Raw genomic sequence first — 14,958 nt, 5'->3', positions numbered from 1 at the left:
GGTTTAACCTTTATTGTCGTGTTGATGTGCTGCCTTTAAGAAAGGCGGACTTTATCCTTCGATAGTATTGCATGATCCGCCATTTTTTTCTTTTGAAAGAAATAGGCAATCAGCAAAATAGAAATCCAGACTGGAATCATCCAGACCGCAATGCGCATATCGGCGCTTTGATACATAATGACTAAAATGCCGCACATAAAGGCAATGCACAGATAATTGGTCAGCGGATAGGCAATGCTTGGAAACAGCGTCGCGGTATTGGAGGCGATCATGCGCTTCTTGAATTTCAGATGGGTATAGGAGATCACCACCCAGTTGATCACAATGGCGGCCACCACCAGCATCATCAGCAGGCTAAAGGCTTTTTCTGGAAATAGATAATTGACCAGAACGCAGAGCAAGGTGAAAAATGCTGAAGCCATCACGGCATTGACCGGAATGCCGCGCGCATTGATCTTGCTGAACAGCTGCGGCGCATTGCCTTGTTCTGCAAGGCCCAGCAGCATGCGGCTGGTGCAGTAATTGGTGCTGTTGTAGACCGAAACCGCTGCCGTGAGCACCACAAAGTTCAGCACAGTGGCCGCCGTTTGACTGCCCAAAGAATCAAAAATCAGCACAAAAGGGCTGCCGCCTTGCGCCATCTGGTTCCATGGATACAGCGACAGGATAATCACCAGGCTCAAAATATAGAACAGCAAAACACGGTACACAATTTGGTTGATGGCTTTCGGCAGCGTAGTTTTCGGATTGTCTGTTTCTGCTGCGGCAATGCCGACTAGTTCAATGCCGCCAAAGGCAAACATGATCATCGCCATCGCCATGACCAGCCCCATCACGCCATTGGGGAAAAAGCCGCCCAGCGCCCATAAGTTGCTGAGATTGGAGCTTGCGCCGCCGCTGCCGCTGGCCAGCAGATAGCTGCCGAATGCGATCATGGCGATAATGGCGATGACTTTAATAATGGCCAGCCAAAATTCCATCTCGCCAAACAGTTTGACGTTCAGCAGGTTGATCACATTAATCAGAATGAAAAAGCCTAGGGCGGATACCCATGTTGGAATTTCAGGCCACCAATAATGAATATACAAGCCAATGGCGCTGAGTTCCGCCATGCAGACCAAAATATTCAGCACCCAGTAATTCCAGCCCGACATAAAGCCGGCAAATTTGCCCCAGTATTTATAGGCAAAATGGCTGAATGATCCGCTGACGGGTTCTTCCACAATCATTTCGCCTAATTGGCGCATCATTAAAAAAGCGATCAGCCCGGCGATGGCATAGCCTAAAATGACCGAGGGGCCAGCCAGTTTGATGGTTTGCGCGATGCCGAGGAAGAGTCCGGTGCCGATAGACCCGCCAAGCGCAATGAGCTGAATATGGCGGTTGCTTAAACCCTTTTTCAGGTTTCCTTGAGGAGGTTGATGTAGAGGTGTTTGAGACATGTGTTTCTATCATCCGTGTCGTGATGGTACTCTATCATTGAATATCCGCTTTGTTCTTGTTTTAGCTGCGGCATGAGAGCAATATCGTCATTATTTGAATATCCTGTCTACAAAATACGCAGGTCTGGGCATCACATGAATGCAAGCGCCTAAACCTGCTGCGCTGCTGTTTTAAGCCGCGCGCATGCAATCAGGCATTGGAAATATCCAGCACGCCGCGCTTGATCTGATCGCGTTCAATCGATTCAAACAGGGCTTTAAAGTTGCCTTCGCCAAAGCCGTCATCGTCTTTGCGCTGAATAAATTCGAAGAACACAGGGCCGAGCATATTTTCAGAGAAAATTTGCAGCAGCAGGCGGTTGCTGCCGTCTTTGGTATTGCCGTCCAGCAGGATGCCGCGTTTTTGCAGTTCCTCAGCCGGTTCGCCGTGATTCGGCAGGCGTTCGGGCAGCATCTCGTAATACGTGTTTGGCGGCGGGGTCATAAACTTCGCGCCGAGCGCTTTGAGCTTATCCCAGGTGCTGATCAGATCGTCCGTAATAAACGCAATATGCTGAATGCCTTCACCATTAAATTCATTCAAAAATTCGGCAATTTGGCCGTTGCCTTTGTCTGAGTCTTCATTCAGCGGAATGCGGATTTTACCGTCCGGCGCTGTCAGGGCTTTAGAGGTTAAGCCGGTGTATTCGCCTTTAATGTCGAAGTAGCGGATTTCCTGAAAATTGAAGATTTTTTCATAAAAGTTGGCCCAGTAATCCATGCGGCCTTTGTAGACATTATGAGTTAAATGATCAATTTCGCGCAGGCCCGTGCCCGCAGGGTGCGGGTCTTGGCCGACTAAGAAGATAAAATCGCTTTCGTAGATGTCGCGGTCAACCAAGAAAATAGGTGAGCCGCCAATGCCTTTAATCGCTGGAATATTCAGCTCCATCGGGCCGATTTTGCTGTAAATAGGCTCTGCGCCCAGCTCGATGGCTTTATGAAAGGCTTTGGCTGCATTTTGGGTTCTAAAGCCCATCGCGCAGGCGGATGGCCCGTGCTCTTTAAAGAAATAATCCGCATAAGACTCCGGCTGGTAATTCAAAATAATATTGATGCTGCCCTGACGCCATAAATGCACATTTTTAGATTTATGCTTCGCCACTTTGCTGAAGCCGATGGTCGAAAAAATATCGTCCAATGCACCGTCTTGAGAGACAAACTCAATAAATTCAAAGCCGCAGAGTTCTAAAGGGTTTGCTAACTCATTCATAAAACGTCCTCATTTTATTCAGGCAATCCAATTGCCTTATTTTCAACTTATTGTCATGAGCAAATGGATTTCATATCCACGATATCTATACGCAATGATATCCCACTAATTTTTATGACAATTCCATTTGCCCGAAGCTTGATTTTCCAGACTCTCTTCCAAGAGTCAGATCCGATAAAATCAATATCTGTCCTCATCATATCGGCTGATAATAATTATTCAATACATAAATCAATTATGTAATTCGTAATTTTTAAAAGTTAAGTTTTATTTTTATAACATAAAGTAATGAAATAAATAACAAAAAGTTGAATAGTGCCTGCGGGTTTTTAATTTCATGAATTGTTAATTTTTGTAAACTTTAAATTGCTATCCAGCATGGCTGAGGAAAAGAAGGTTCTGCCTTAAGCCTGTGATGAAGATGCTCAAAGCTAATGACAAACAGGAAAGAGGAATAAGCGGCCTGCAGGTTTTTAAGTTTGAACAGCCGGAACAAAAAGAGGGGGGCACTGCTGGGGATCGGATCAGCAGCCATCCTGCATTTAAAGCTCTAAATATTTATTTCCAGCATCCGGCAGCCAGTCCAAAAAGCGCTGCAGCGACCATGCAAAATCATCAGGCTTGCGGGTGGAGCATTCCCACCAGATGCAGACTTTCCAGCCATGGTGCAGCAAGCTGAGGGTCTGCGCAGTATCGCGCTCCACATTTCTTAGAATCTTTGGCTGCCAGTAATCCAAATTGCTTTTCGGCCAATGAAAATATTTGCAGTCATGCTTATGCCAAAAGCACCCATGCACAAAGACGGCGGTTCGGTATTTTTTCAGCACAATATCCGGTGTTCCTGGCAGTTTTTTATCGTGCAAGCGGTAACGCAGTCCAGCGTGATGCAGCGCTTTACGGATTTTAATTTCAGGCGCGGTGTTTTTAGAATGAATGGCGGCCATATTTTCTGAACGGGTCAGCGGCGGGTGCGGTTTCTGCTGAATGCTGTCCGGCATGGTATTTCCTTGATAAGATCAGCGCAGTAAATGCTGAACGTTCTGACGTAATAATCATTGGACGGACGGTAATTTTTATTGTGCTGTGGGCCGTTGAGAATATGCAAGCAATGCAGTTCTGATCTGAGAAAGGCCGATTCTAAAGAATCGGTTTAAAATAATCGGGTGTGGATAAAATACCGCGGATATTTAAATACCGCTAGGGGCGAAAAGATAATCACGAGATGCCGTATATTGCGTCCCGCCCGGCTTAAAGGGATTGTACCGGATGATTTTAAATAAATGCTGTCTTTGCCCAGCAGGCGTTTCAGCCTATTGCCAGATATTGCATCTATTTTCGGGGAAAATAACAAGACATAGATGCAATATGCGGTGAAACGGCGGGCCGGATTAGATTTCGCGCCAAACCGTATTTTGATCTTTGAGGGAAACCAAAAAGTTAAAGTTATTGTCATTGCTGACAAGAAGGCCCTTAGGCGTTTGCATGACCACTTTGAGCACCGTGCCTTCTTCAAAAGTTAAAGGTTCGCAGTTTTCTTTTTCAAGCGTTACCGGTTTCAGCAATTCTATAATTAAGTTGTTCATTTTAATCCCCTTAAGTTTTATATCGATTATTTAAATATATTAGCATATTCTAAGTTTTTTTAACGGTCGTTGTAAATACTGCCGACTGCGTCATATAAAATTCAATAATTGCAGGGGAGTTAATATAAAAATCCAGTAGTATTTTTAAGCACAGATTCATTTTTGCAGGATAGGCAAGCAAAACGCCGGCAGTATTTGGCGGCGGGATTGGTGCAATTGCTGCTGAATGGTGCGGATCGCGGCAGCAAGCAGCAGCGCAGGTCATTTTTTAGCATTGCTATGGCGGGAAGGGCTTATTGCGCATTAGGACTAGGCAGATTTTTACACGCAGTATTATTGCCGCATTAAAAGCCTGCTCCGCAGGCCGTCAGCTCAAGTTGCCTGAAGAGTCATCTAATTTTTTGCGCAGTGAATGTGCAAATTGGGATTAAAGCGTAACATCAGCAGCAGGACGTTGAAAAAAATCAACAAAATATCTGAAGAAATTGCAAATTTTTAAAAGAAAAATTAAGGTTTAAGTTTTATGATCGGCTCATATTTTCAAAGCAATAATAAAGGAGGCCTGCAGCAGAATGTTTAAATCCTTTTTTCCCAATCCCAAATGGTTTTTTGGATCATTGGTCCTGTGGTTCATCATCAATATCGCGCTTTGGTATAGCGGCGGCAGCGGCTGGGGGACTTTTCTCGGCATGCCGCAAGGCTATGACTCGGCTGAATTGCCCATCGGCGTCAGCCGTTTTTGGTCGCCGGCCTTTATTTGGTTCTATGTGTGGTTCTTGGCTGCAACCATCATTTTTGCCTTGTTCTGGAAATTGAAATCCAACAACCCTTGGCAGCGCTGGTCGGTGTGGGGTTCCGCCTTTATTCTGTTCAATATCTGGTTTGGCGTGCAGGTCAGCGTTGTGGTCAACGCATGGTACAACCCCTTTTATGACCTGATTCAAAAGATGCTCAGCAATGGCGGCGGAGATGCCGCAGAGCTGTATAGCGGCACGCTGACTTTTTTATATATTGCAATGGTTTACGTAACGACTGCGGTCTTCAATCTATTCTTTGTCAGCCATTATGTGTTCCGCTGGCGTACGGCAATGAATGAATACTACACTGCAAATTGGAAAAAACTGCGCCATATTGAAGGCGCATCGCAGCGTATACAGGAAGACACCATGCGCTTTGCCAAAACCATGGAGGGGCTGGGGGTGAGCTTGGTGGAGGCGCTGATGACGCTCTTGGCTTTTCTGCCGGTGCTGTTCAGCTTGTCATCCCATGTTAAGGCGCTGCCGATTGTCGGCGAAATCCCGCATGCCCTGATGTGGGCGGCAGTCACCTGGTCCATTGCCGGTACAGTGATCTTAATGGCTGTGGGCTATAAGCTGCCCGGATTGGAATTCAACAATCAAAAAGTGGAAGCGGCTTACCGTAAAGAATTGGTTTACGGTGAAGATCAAGCTGAACGCGCAGAGCCTTTAACTTTGCAGGAGCTGTTTTCAAAAGTCCGTTTCAACTATTTCCGCCTGTATTTTCACTATGCCTATTTTAATTTAGTGCGCATTTGGTACATGCAGCTGGACAATCTTTATGGCCTGTTCGTGCTGTTTCCAAGCATTGCGGCAGGTGCGATTACGCTCGGCTTGATGATGCAGATTTCTAATGTCTTTGGCAAAGTGCGTGAATCTTTCCAGTATTTGATTGCCTCTTGGCCAACAATTATCGAATTGCTGTCGATTTACAAGCGTTTAAAGGCTTTTGAATCGACCTTAGATGATTAACGCTGCTGCGCAATGGCCCGCAATCTGCGGGCTTTTTTTCGCGTGATGAAAAAGATCAAAATGCATGAAAATTTAAATCGCTGCTTTTTGGCCATTTAAAAATGATGATTGATTCAAAAAATTGTGCGAATCAATTATGGAATTGGCGCTTATTGTTAAAAAGATCAACTGCATCATTAAAAATGGGTATAAAAAACAATATGTTGTATTTGAGCTTTAGATGCTTTTGGTATATGTTCAATTTCTCAGCATGATTGAGAATGTATGTGTGAATTTCAAAGCAATAGTGTTGATGGGCAGCTTAGGCATGCTGCTGCACGGCTGCGCCAGTGTCGGAAAAATAGGTTCAGAATCTTGGGGCAATTATGATTCTGCAGAAGAATTAATCGATAAAAAAAATTTAAATGACAGCAATGGCCGTGCCAAAGACTACGTGTATGCATGGGGGCGAAAGCAGGGCAATGCCGAACCGCAATCGCTGTATCCGCGCAAGTATTTAAGCAATTACTGCAGCGCTCAAAAAGGCAGTTTTTCTTTGCTGTATAAAAGCAATTTAAGTCTGGTGAAAGACAGCAGAGCCAGAAATACGCTGGCTGCGAATGCCAATGTGAAGCAAGGCATCGGCGCGTATCAATGCGTGCAGAATAATGGCAAGCGCTGGATTGTATCCATTGAGCCTGTTTCTGAGTCCGGCTCTGAACAATATGCCGGCGCGCGTGAAGTCGCGTTAAAAACCGATGTCATGAGCGCTGAAGAAGCGCGCAAGTTTTATAAGTCCAGCAGTACTGTCGCGCAAAATAGCGCTGCCAAAAAATCTGCACCTGCAGCGCCGGTAAAAAATACCGCTGCAGCCAAAACCGCAGTGAAAGAGGTGGAAGAGAAAAAAGAAGCGCCAGCAGAGCCCGTCAAATCAGCGGCGGTTGTGCTGACACCGCAGCAGCAGCAAATGAAGCTCTATGCCGATGCGCGCAGGGACATTAACAGCGGGAAAAATGTGAACAATGCCTGCAACAATGCGCAGCTGGCATATAATTACGGCAAATTGCAAGGCACGGAAGGCACACGGGTCTATACCGAATCCGGCATGCTGGTGGCGCGCTGCCTGACCAGCACCTCGTATAGCCGGCGCTTTCCCAATGCCAAAGCGCAAGCGCAGCGGGTGCTGCAGAATTTAGCCACGAATTATAACCATGCGGGCGCAAAGCGCATGCTGAAGCAGATCAAGTAAGCATAATCCTGACGCTTCTTCAGGATGGGGCTCAGAGGATGATTTAGAACAGGCTTTGATGCTCTGATGATCGATTCAAAAAAAGCTCAGCGCCAAGGCGCTGAGCTTTTTTATTTATGAGCTGTTTAAAAGTGACGTATCAGCGCTTAAATGCTGATGCTGGCGCCCAAGGCTTTCACATATTGCGCCATCCATGCTGGATGTGCTGGCCAAGCCGGCGCTGTCACCAAATGGCCGTCGGTGACGGCTTCAGTGACGGCAATATCAGCATATAGGCCGCCAGCCAATTTAACCTCAGCGGCGCAGGCCGGATAGGCAGAGCAGGTTTTGCCTTGAAGAATATTGGCTGCGGCCAATATCTGCGCGCCGTGGCATACTGCCGCAATCGGCTTTTGCGCTGCATCAAACTCGCGGACAATTTCCAGCACGCGCGCATTCATGCGCAAATATTCAGGCGCACGGCCGCCCGGAATCACCAATCCCACATAATCCTGAGTGTTCACTGCGCTGAAATCATAGTTGATGGCAAAATTGTGGCCGCGTTTTTCGCTATATGTCTGCTCGCCTTCAAAGTCATGAATGGCGGTGGCGATGCTGTCTCCAGCTTTTTTATCCGGACAGGCCGCATGAACCGTATAGCCTAGCGCCGTTAAAAACTGAAATGGCACCATGGTTTCATAATCTTCAGCATAGTCGCCTACCAGCATCAAAATGTGTTTAGACATGATTTTTCCCCTCTGTTTTATGCATTTATCGTCGTTATATGATTGTGCTTCAGCTTAGCATAGCAAGATGACGTTTTTTTAACAGGGCTTGTTTATAGCCGGTTTTTTTTGAATCACTTGAATGAAATCATCAGCTTGAGGGTAGCATCCGGCAGAAAAATGGCACAGATCGCTGAGGCCCGCGCGGTTTATTGGCGCATGCGCTGCGGGCCAGCAAGCGGTTTAAGCAAGATGCTGCACATCAGGATAAAAATGCCTTTCAGCATCAGTCCGATCCTATGCAGCCGGTCCATGATCAGCATTTCCCAGAGCAGATGGCCGCAGGCAGCTTCAGAATTTGAAAATCATCAAGATGGCGTTATAGAGAGCATAAATAGGGAAAAATAGTGCATTCAGCGCCTTGCGTAAAAAAACAAGACAGCCCAAACCCAAACCGCTGTTCAGGCGCATGCAGGGATTTATGGTGATGAAAACAGTAATGAAAGCAGTAATGAGAAATTGCGGATAGGCCCATCCGCTCAAATGCTATCAATCTGGCTGCAGTTCCCCAATTGCGATCGTCTTTTTTGAATGCAGATTGTTTCGGCGCTGATGATCGGCATTGGACTGCAGTATTTTCAATCTGCCTAAATCCAGCGTTACAGAGTCAGCATAGGCGCATGCCCAATAATTGTGTTACAAGAGCTGTAAATTTGAGGAGTCCGCTCATGCCGTTTCAAAATAAACCAGCTGTCATTTCCAACGTTTTAAACTTATGCCGTGCCCTGTGCATGGCTGGCGCCGCATTGGGCGCAAGTCAAATGGCTGCTGCAGGCCCAACCGTTGACCAGCTCAGCGACTGCTTGGTGAAATCCACGACGGCTGCGGACAAAACTGCGGTTTTGCAGTGGACGTTTGTGGCGCTGTCTGCGCATCCAGAGCTGAAAAAGTTCAGCAATGTCAATGAAGAGCAGCGGACTCAGCTGGATAAAAACTTAGCGCAAGTGCTGCAGCGCATTTTGACAGAGCAATGTTCTGCGCAGGCCAAAGCCGTGATTCAGGCGGAAGGCATGCAAGCGGTCGGCGACAGCTTTCAAGAGCTGGGCAGCATCACCGGCGAAGAGATTTTGAAAACACCGGAAGTCAAAGCTCAGCTGAAAGGCGTCGTGCGCTATATCGATTTGAATAAATTGGTCATGACATTTTTAACGCCTGAATTGTGGAATAAGCTGGGCATTATCCGTTAGACCTTTGCCGGCGCGCTGGCAGGAAAAATGATAATCCAGATGCAATGAATCGGGCGGCAGATGGACCTCCTCAACAGGGCAAGCCATCTGCGCTATACTGCTTGAACAGGTCAAACCGGCTTCAGCACTGAGGATTAAAATGCTCATCGATTTTCATTATGAACAGCAGAAAAAATTTGATGCGCTGGTATCAGAAATATTGCAGCGGCCGAAAGCCTATCTGCATTTTGACAGCATCCATGATTTTTATCAGGCAGACTGGCTGCAGCGCTTTCCGAAAGGCACGGTCTGGTCCGTGACCGGTTTGGACGATGGCGCAGAAGAATACTGCATCTGCATTGAATATAAAGCCCATCGCCTGTTCATTGATTATGCTGAAACTCGACTGTCATTAATGTATGAGACACTGGGCGTAAAGCAGCATTATCAATTTTAACTGCAGCGGCGGCTGTTGAGCGTTTTTCATAGCAGGTTAGGGCGACGCCGTATTCTTTATCTATTTTGATTCGATCTTCATTTTTAATGCATCTGAATTGTGCAGCGCCTGCGCTTTTGAGGCGCTGTACTAAGTGTTTCCCAAACATCTAAAACCAGCTGAGCGCAGCGGCATTGATGTGGCAGGGCTGCGCAGGAACATTGCCCTTACAGTCAATGACAGCAAACGGACAACAGGATTTAATGTGCTGCAGGCTTACCGAAGATAAGCAATAAAAACAACGAAAAATATTTCAAACAGGAAAGTAAAATGGCGCATCAATTTACTGTACATGCCGACATTCAAGGCGTTTCATTGGATGATTTCAAACGCTTGGCGGCAGATATTTCACTGCATGAAGCGGTGTGCAAGCGCATACCGGGAGACAATCTCCAAATTCTGGAGTCGCAAAAAGCTGGAGATATGTATACCTTAAAGCGTGCATACAATTTGGATGTCAACATTCCAGACATCGCTAAAAAATTTTTAAAAGACGCTTTCCGCTTAACGCGCACCGATGTCAGCGATTTATCACAGATGACTTCTGTGGTGACTTTAGACCCGAATCTGCCTTTAGAGGCCCATTGCCAGCGCAGCGTGACTGGCGATGCATCGCAAATTAAATTTCAGCTGGAATGGACCGTGAAGGTCAAAGTGCCTTTAATTGGCGGCATGCTGGAAAAGCATGCGGAAGGTGAAATCCGCCGTTTCAGCCAGCTTGAAATTGAGATCGTGGCCGATGAGCTGCGCAAAAATCTGCAGGCTTAAGCCGAATAGATTTGCTCTGGCTTTTGCAGTGAATCATCCATGAAAAAAAGAGCGCTATTCCGCTCTTTTTTATGCTGTTTTTTTCGGCTCAAGATCTGCCTTCGCAGAGCAATGCCGCAGCGAGAGGCTGGCCGCGGCACTTAGCCGAAGTCCGCTTCTGCAGGGCTGGCGCTGGGCTGCGCCTGCTTTTCAAAGCGCGAACGGTAGACCAGCGCGGTCAGGAACGCGACGAGGCAGACCACCCAAATGTAATACAGCGCGCCGATTTTGCTGTAAACGCTGAGCCATTGCACCAACGGCAAAGTGATGCCGCCGGCAATTGCATAGGCAAGGTTATAGGAAAATGAAATGCCCGAGAAACGGATTTGCGCAGGGAACATTTTCACCATGCTGTAGGACACCATGCCGACAGTGCCTGAACTCAAGCCCAGAAGCATATACAGCATGAATATGGTCGATGGCGCTGCATGGCCCAAGCTATTGTAGAATACAGCGGCAAGGGCAGCCACAATCAATGAACCGAACAGCATGACTCTGCCGGCGCCGAAACGGTCGGCCAATAAGCCTGCGCCAATACAGCCTGCCATTTGCATAACAATTGCGGCGCTTTGCATTTTAAAGGCATCTGCGCGTTCAAAACCGAATGCGCCCGTCAGCAAGTTCGGCATGGCTAAAATCAGCACCACCACGCAGCCGGTGAGGAACCAAGTGAATAGCATGCCGATCACCACCGCAGTTTTATGCTGCGCCAAGACCTGTTTCACCGGCAGCTCTTTCGCCAGCGCTTTTTTCTCCTGCATGGCTTTGAATACCGGTGTTTCTTTCAGATAGCTGCGCAGGTACAGCGCAACGAAACCGAAAAGGCCGCCGACAATAAACGGAATGCGCCATGCCCAGTCATGAATTTCGGTTTCATTGAATTTCAGTGAAATAAACAGCGACATTAATGCGCCCAGCAAAATACCGAGGGACAGGCCGGCCGTCAGCAAGCCATTGGCGATGCCGATTTTCTTTTCAGGTACATGTTCAGACACGAAAGTCCACGCTGCTGGAATTTCTCCGCCAATGGCAATGCCTTGCACGACGCGCATGAGCAGCAGCAGCAAAGGCGCGGCATAACCAATGGTTTCAAAGGTCGGCATGACGCCAATCATGAGGGTCGGCAGCGCCATCAGTAAAATAGACAGGCTGAACAAGCGCTTGCGTCCAATTAAATCGCCAAAATGCGCCATCACGACACCGCCAAGCGGACGGAAGAAATAGCCTGCGGCAAAAATGCCGTAAGTATTCAGCATGGCCCAAAAGGGACTGAGTGTGCTGGGGAAAAATAATTCAGAAATGATTTTGGCGTAAAACACGTAAATCACAAAATCATAGAATTCTAAAGCGCCGCCGAGAGAGGAAAGCCCCAGGGTGCGTTTGTCTTCATTGGTTAAGCGTGGCTGAGCGTCCATGTCAATTGAACCGGTGCATAGGCAAATAAACGCGATTTTAAAGAATGGAGAAATGGTTGAATAATCAATCTTTATTGCATGGTAAATAACTTTTTTTTATAAAATTTTGAAATTTATATTATTGTTAGTTGTGGAAATGATCCTTAAGGATTTTTTGGGGCGATGATCCGTTAAATGCGGATCAGCCTTGGCGCAGCAATCAGCACCAAACCGATCGCGCTCATGAGGATTGCGCTGTCAAAAAAGTAGGGATAAATCATCAGCGCAATACCGCAGATCAGCGGCAGCATCTGCTGTTGTTTTTTGCCGTAAATAAAATAGCCTAAGCCAATCGAACTGAAAATCACACTGAGCAAGAGTGAGGCGGTATTCATGATGCTTTTCCCAAAAGGTGCGAAGAACTTAAATTGTTTAAGTTATAACCGCCTTTGATGAAGTCAGCCTTAAAGATGCATCCAGCTGATGCCGGAACAGACAGGCGGCATGATCAATGGGTGGAAAAGCCTATGTAAGAGGTCTGTGGAACGATCAGGCTGAATGGTTTTAAGGGGGGCGGTTTTAAAGGAGCGGTTTTAAGGGAGTTGAGTTGCATAAACTGTGCAGGGCGGGCGCTTCAGGGAGCATCCTGCAGTTTCACAATTCTGCCGTAAATGATGCGGGCAATAATAATGCAGCTGATGACTGCGGTAATAATGATGATTTTCTTTTGATGCGGCAGCAGCAGATGCCAGAACACATGCAGCCAATGGCTGACTTGCATGCCTACGCTGATGACCACAAAAGCCCAAAGAAAACTGGCCAGTAAATTGACTGCCAAATAGCGCAGCGCAGGGTAGCGCAGAATGCCGAAACTCATAGGAATAATGGTTCTCAGCCCCCAAAGGAAGCGCATCAGCAAAATCGACAGCGTCGGAAAGCGTACAATCAGCTGGCTGGCGCGCTTAAATTTGCTGTTCAGTTTGGGCCGGCTGCGGATAAAGCTGTAGCCGTATTTATAGCCCAGATAGTAATAAAACTGATCGCCGAGAAAACCGCCAATCATCGCAATGCTGACCAAGGGCCAAAAAGATAAAATATGCTGATGCACCGCATAGGCGCCCAGCATCAGCACAGTTTCTCCTTCAAAGAAAGAACCGATGAGAACAGCCAGGTAGCCGTAATGCTGCACCAGAGAAGACCAGTCAAACATAGCGAATATACTTAAAAATGAATGAAGAATCGTGCAGAAACGGCCTGTTGTACCTGATGAAACTTAAACTATGATTAAAGAATTGAATTGGCTCAAGGAAAATGCGGCATTTTCATAAGGTATCGCAATTTTATCGCCGGCGCTGTATGCAGGAAGCTGTCCGCGCTGGAGTTTTGATGCCGGGATTCAAGCTCGAGAGGCATATAGGAAAAGCAAAAGAGGCGGGTTAAAAGCTTAACAACTAAAAACTGAATGATTCAGCCTAAGTAGCCAAAGCCGATTGATTATAAACAAGTGATTTAAACCCAATGATTAAAACACAGCAATTTCAATCCGCGCTGTTTTCTAAATGAGGCCACTTAGCTATATTGAATATTCAGACGGAACATTTTTAGATTCGAGACTTTAAATCAAAGCATTGCAACGTGCGGCATGAAAAATTAAATGTACGCATCACCCTGATAATGCTTTTCAGCATGAGAGACCCTATGGACATAGTATTGGCGGTTGCGCAGCGCGGCGAAGGCATTTTAAAGCTGACGGCGGCGCCTGTTGCAGATGATGAGTTCGGTTCAGCATGGCTGCGTGGTTTAGCCGATGCAATGCAGGCCACCATGCTGGCGCGCAGCGGTGTTGGAATTGCCGCGCCGCAAGTCTATGTGTCGAAGCGGGTGATCATTGTGGCTTCACGGCCAAATTTGCGCTATCCCGATGCGCCGGATATGGAGGCTGTGGTAATGGTGAATCCGGAGATTCTGCGTTTTTCAGACGATTGCTTGCTGGGCGAGGAAGGCTGCTTAAGCGTGCCGGATCAGCGCGGGCAAGTGGCGCGGGCGGCGCAGATACAGCTGCGCTATTTCACTCTGGATGGCGTGCAAGTGGTGACAGCATTTTCAGGCTTTCCTGCGCGCATTGTGCAGCATGAGGTAGATCATCTGAATGGCGTGCTGTTTGTTGAGCGCTTGAGCACTTAAAAGCATTTTCGCTGTCAGCTGCCGCCATGCTTGAATTGCTGCGGCGTTTGCCCCAAGTGGCGCTTGAACATGGCGCTGAATGCGCTGGGGTTGCTGTAGCCCAGCGTTCGGGAAATCTGCGCCACGGATTCGCCGCTGGAAATTTTGCTCAGCGCATGCGCAATGTGCATTTGCTGAATCCATGCCCGATAGGACAGTCCGGTTTCTTTTTGAAACATGCGCATCAGGGTGCGCGCGCTGGCGCCGATTTCATCTGCCCAAGCGCTTAAATCTTTCAGCTGGCCCGGCGCGCTCAGCATCGTCGTGCACATCTGCAGCAGGCGCTTATCCTGCGGCCAAGGAATCTGAATCGGCAGCAGATTGGCTTTGTGAATCTCATCAAAAATTAAAATCTGCAGGGAACGTGACAGCTCATCAGCGCTCAGCACCGCAGAGGGCGGCATGCTTTCAAGGGCGTTTAAGCGGATCAGCAGTTCATGCAGCAGCTTGCTGACGCGAATAATAAAACAGTGCTGGCCCATCAGCTTGGCCGCAGCGGTCTCGACCAGCGCGGTATTCATTTTTACATGGCTGAGGGAAATGACGCTGTGCTCAATGCCAGCAGGAATCCACAGCGCGCACATCGGCGGCACAATCCAGACGTGGTTCGGTGTAAAAACCTGAATCATGCCGCTGGAAGCATACAAAAACTGCGCCCGCGAATGATGATGCGGCGGGGTGATTTCCCGATAGCTGTGCTCTGAAGACAGGCCAATCACCAGTTCAGACATTTCCGTTTCAATCAGCAAGCTGTGCATGCAGGCCTCAATGTTGTCACTTATGCAATGATTATTGGAAGATAACAGCATGAGCGACAATTTAAAATCGCAAACT

15 protein-coding genes are annotated in these 14,958 nt (G+C 47.4%); 6 read left to right on the top strand and 9 right to left on the bottom strand.

Annotation, left to right across the window (positions count from 1 at the left end):
• Nucleotides 1-35: 35 nt before the first annotated feature.
• The 4 genes from ACE3T3_RS01000 to ACE3T3_RS00985 form a co-directional block, all read right to left on the bottom strand.
• Nucleotides 36-1,442, bottom strand: a complete 1,407-nt coding sequence (locus ACE3T3_RS01000) for an amino acid permease (protein WP_374663176.1) — start codon at nt 1,440-1,442, stop codon at nt 36-38.
• Nucleotides 1,443-1,632: 190 nt separating this feature from the next.
• Nucleotides 1,633-2,694: a 4-hydroxyphenylpyruvate dioxygenase gene (gene hppD / locus ACE3T3_RS00995; RefSeq protein ID WP_374663174.1), complete on the bottom strand. Its 1,062-nt coding sequence runs from the start codon at nt 2,692-2,694 to the stop codon at nt 1,633-1,635.
• A gap of 542 nt (nt 2,695-3,236) precedes the next feature.
• Nucleotides 3,237-3,692 (bottom strand): very short patch repair endonuclease, encoded by a 456-nt coding sequence (locus ACE3T3_RS00990; RefSeq protein WP_374663172.1) that lies wholly within the window; start codon nt 3,690-3,692, stop codon nt 3,237-3,239.
• A 390-nt stretch (nt 3,693-4,082) separates the two neighbouring features.
• The gene (locus tag ACE3T3_RS00985; protein ID WP_374663170.1) at nt 4,083-4,277 is read right to left on the bottom strand and encodes a hypothetical protein; all 195 of its coding nucleotides are present in this window, start codon (nt 4,275-4,277) and stop codon (nt 4,083-4,085) included.
• A gap of 572 nt (nt 4,278-4,849) precedes the next feature.
• Here ACE3T3_RS00985 and sbmA point away from each other — a divergent pair.
• Nucleotides 4,850-6,046, top strand: a complete 1,197-nt coding sequence (gene sbmA, locus ACE3T3_RS00980; RefSeq protein WP_374663168.1) for a peptide antibiotic transporter SbmA — start codon at nt 4,850-4,852, stop codon at nt 6,044-6,046.
• 250 nt (nt 6,047-6,296) lie between these two features.
• The gene (locus ACE3T3_RS00975; RefSeq protein WP_374663239.1) at nt 6,297-7,274 is read left to right on the top strand and encodes a hypothetical protein; all 978 of its coding nucleotides are present in this window, start codon (nt 6,297-6,299) and stop codon (nt 7,272-7,274) included.
• A gap of 146 nt (nt 7,275-7,420) precedes the next feature.
• Here ACE3T3_RS00975 and ACE3T3_RS00970 read toward each other — a convergent pair whose 3' ends face one another.
• Nucleotides 7,421-7,999: a DJ-1/PfpI family protein gene (locus tag ACE3T3_RS00970; protein WP_374663166.1), complete on the bottom strand. Its 579-nt coding sequence runs from the start codon at nt 7,997-7,999 to the stop codon at nt 7,421-7,423.
• A 770-nt stretch (nt 8,000-8,769) separates the two neighbouring features.
• Here ACE3T3_RS00970 and ACE3T3_RS00965 point away from each other — a divergent pair.
• From ACE3T3_RS00965 to ACE3T3_RS00955, 3 genes are all read left to right on the top strand, one after another.
• Nucleotides 8,770-9,225: a hypothetical protein gene (locus tag ACE3T3_RS00965; RefSeq protein ID WP_374663237.1), complete on the top strand. Its 456-nt coding sequence runs from the start codon at nt 8,770-8,772 to the stop codon at nt 9,223-9,225.
• A 139-nt stretch (nt 9,226-9,364) separates the two neighbouring features.
• Nucleotides 9,365-9,661, top strand: a complete 297-nt coding sequence (locus tag ACE3T3_RS00960; protein ID WP_374663164.1) for a hypothetical protein — start codon at nt 9,365-9,367, stop codon at nt 9,659-9,661.
• A 309-nt stretch (nt 9,662-9,970) separates the two neighbouring features.
• Entirely contained in the window at nt 9,971-10,468 is a 498-nt protein-coding gene (locus ACE3T3_RS00955) for a DUF2505 family protein (protein WP_374663162.1), read from the top strand.
• Between the two features lie 140 nt (nt 10,469-10,608).
• On the opposite strand, the gene ACE3T3_RS00950 is transcribed toward ACE3T3_RS00955, so the two are convergent.
• From ACE3T3_RS00950 to ACE3T3_RS00940, 3 genes are all read right to left on the bottom strand, one after another.
• Nucleotides 10,609-11,922 carry an MFS transporter gene (locus ACE3T3_RS00950; RefSeq protein WP_374663160.1) on the bottom strand — a complete coding sequence of 438 codons (1,314 nt, stop codon included), beginning with the start codon at nt 11,920-11,922 and terminating at the stop codon, nt 10,609-10,611.
• A 170-nt stretch (nt 11,923-12,092) separates the two neighbouring features.
• The gene (locus ACE3T3_RS00945; RefSeq protein WP_374663158.1) at nt 12,093-12,296 is read right to left on the bottom strand and encodes an amino acid transport protein; all 204 of its coding nucleotides are present in this window, start codon (nt 12,294-12,296) and stop codon (nt 12,093-12,095) included.
• Between the two features lie 239 nt (nt 12,297-12,535).
• The gene (locus tag ACE3T3_RS00940; RefSeq protein ID WP_374663156.1) at nt 12,536-13,111 is read right to left on the bottom strand and encodes a DedA family protein; all 576 of its coding nucleotides are present in this window, start codon (nt 13,109-13,111) and stop codon (nt 12,536-12,538) included.
• Nucleotides 13,112-13,599: 488 nt separating this feature from the next.
• Here ACE3T3_RS00940 and def point away from each other — a divergent pair, with 488 nt between their 5' ends.
• The gene (gene def / locus ACE3T3_RS00935) at nt 13,600-14,085 is read left to right on the top strand and encodes a peptide deformylase (protein WP_374663154.1); all 486 of its coding nucleotides are present in this window, start codon (nt 13,600-13,602) and stop codon (nt 14,083-14,085) included.
• Between the two features lie 14 nt (nt 14,086-14,099).
• Here def and ACE3T3_RS00930 read toward each other — a convergent pair whose 3' ends face one another.
• On the bottom strand, nt 14,100-14,882 hold the full coding sequence (locus tag ACE3T3_RS00930; RefSeq protein ID WP_374663152.1) for a helix-turn-helix transcriptional regulator: 783 nt from the start codon (nt 14,880-14,882) through the stop codon (nt 14,100-14,102).
• Nucleotides 14,883-14,958: the final 76 nt, after the last annotated feature.

This window comes from Acinetobacter sp. (assembly GCF_041919735.1).
Taxonomy (GTDB): Bacteria; Pseudomonadota; Gammaproteobacteria; order Pseudomonadales; family Moraxellaceae; genus Acinetobacter.
Note: the sequence above shows the minus strand (reverse complement) of the source record. Positions and strands in the feature narration are given on the sequence as shown.

Excerpts from the sequence above, each read along its gene's own strand:
- sbmA (WP_374663168.1), top strand. The coding sequence starts at position 4,850 with ATGTTTAAATCCTTTTTTCCCAATCCCAAATGGTTTTTTGGATCATTG.
- ACE3T3_RS00955 (WP_374663162.1), top strand. The coding sequence starts at position 9,971 with ATGGCGCATCAATTTACTGTACATGCCGACATTCAAGGCGTTTCATTG.
- ACE3T3_RS01000 (WP_374663176.1), bottom strand. The coding sequence starts at position 1,442 with ATGTCTCAAACACCTCTACATCAACCTCCTCAAGGAAACCTGAAAAAG.
- ACE3T3_RS00930 (WP_374663152.1), bottom strand. The coding sequence starts at position 14,882 with ATGCACAGCTTGCTGATTGAAACGGAAATGTCTGAACTGGTGATTGGC.
- ACE3T3_RS00975 (WP_374663239.1), top strand. The coding sequence starts at position 6,297 with ATGATTGAGAATGTATGTGTGAATTTCAAAGCAATAGTGTTGATGGGC.
- ACE3T3_RS00960 (WP_374663164.1), top strand. The coding sequence starts at position 9,365 with ATGCTCATCGATTTTCATTATGAACAGCAGAAAAAATTTGATGCGCTG.
- ACE3T3_RS00985 (WP_374663170.1), bottom strand. The coding sequence starts at position 4,277 with ATGAACAACTTAATTATAGAATTGCTGAAACCGGTAACGCTTGAAAAA.
- ACE3T3_RS00940 (WP_374663156.1), bottom strand. The coding sequence starts at position 13,111 with ATGTTTGACTGGTCTTCTCTGGTGCAGCATTACGGCTACCTGGCTGTT.
- def (WP_374663154.1), top strand. The coding sequence starts at position 13,600 with ATGGACATAGTATTGGCGGTTGCGCAGCGCGGCGAAGGCATTTTAAAG.
- ACE3T3_RS00950 (WP_374663160.1), bottom strand. The coding sequence starts at position 11,922 with ATGGACGCTCAGCCACGCTTAACCAATGAAGACAAACGCACCCTGGGG.
- ACE3T3_RS00945 (WP_374663158.1), bottom strand. The coding sequence starts at position 12,296 with ATGAATACCGCCTCACTCTTGCTCAGTGTGATTTTCAGTTCGATTGGC.
- ACE3T3_RS00970 (WP_374663166.1), bottom strand. The coding sequence starts at position 7,999 with ATGTCTAAACACATTTTGATGCTGGTAGGCGACTATGCTGAAGATTAT.
- ACE3T3_RS00990 (WP_374663172.1), bottom strand. The coding sequence starts at position 3,692 with ATGCCGGACAGCATTCAGCAGAAACCGCACCCGCCGCTGACCCGTTCA.
- ACE3T3_RS00965 (WP_374663237.1), top strand. The coding sequence starts at position 8,770 with ATGGCTGGCGCCGCATTGGGCGCAAGTCAAATGGCTGCTGCAGGCCCA.
- hppD (WP_374663174.1), bottom strand. The coding sequence starts at position 2,694 with ATGAATGAGTTAGCAAACCCTTTAGAACTCTGCGGCTTTGAATTTATT.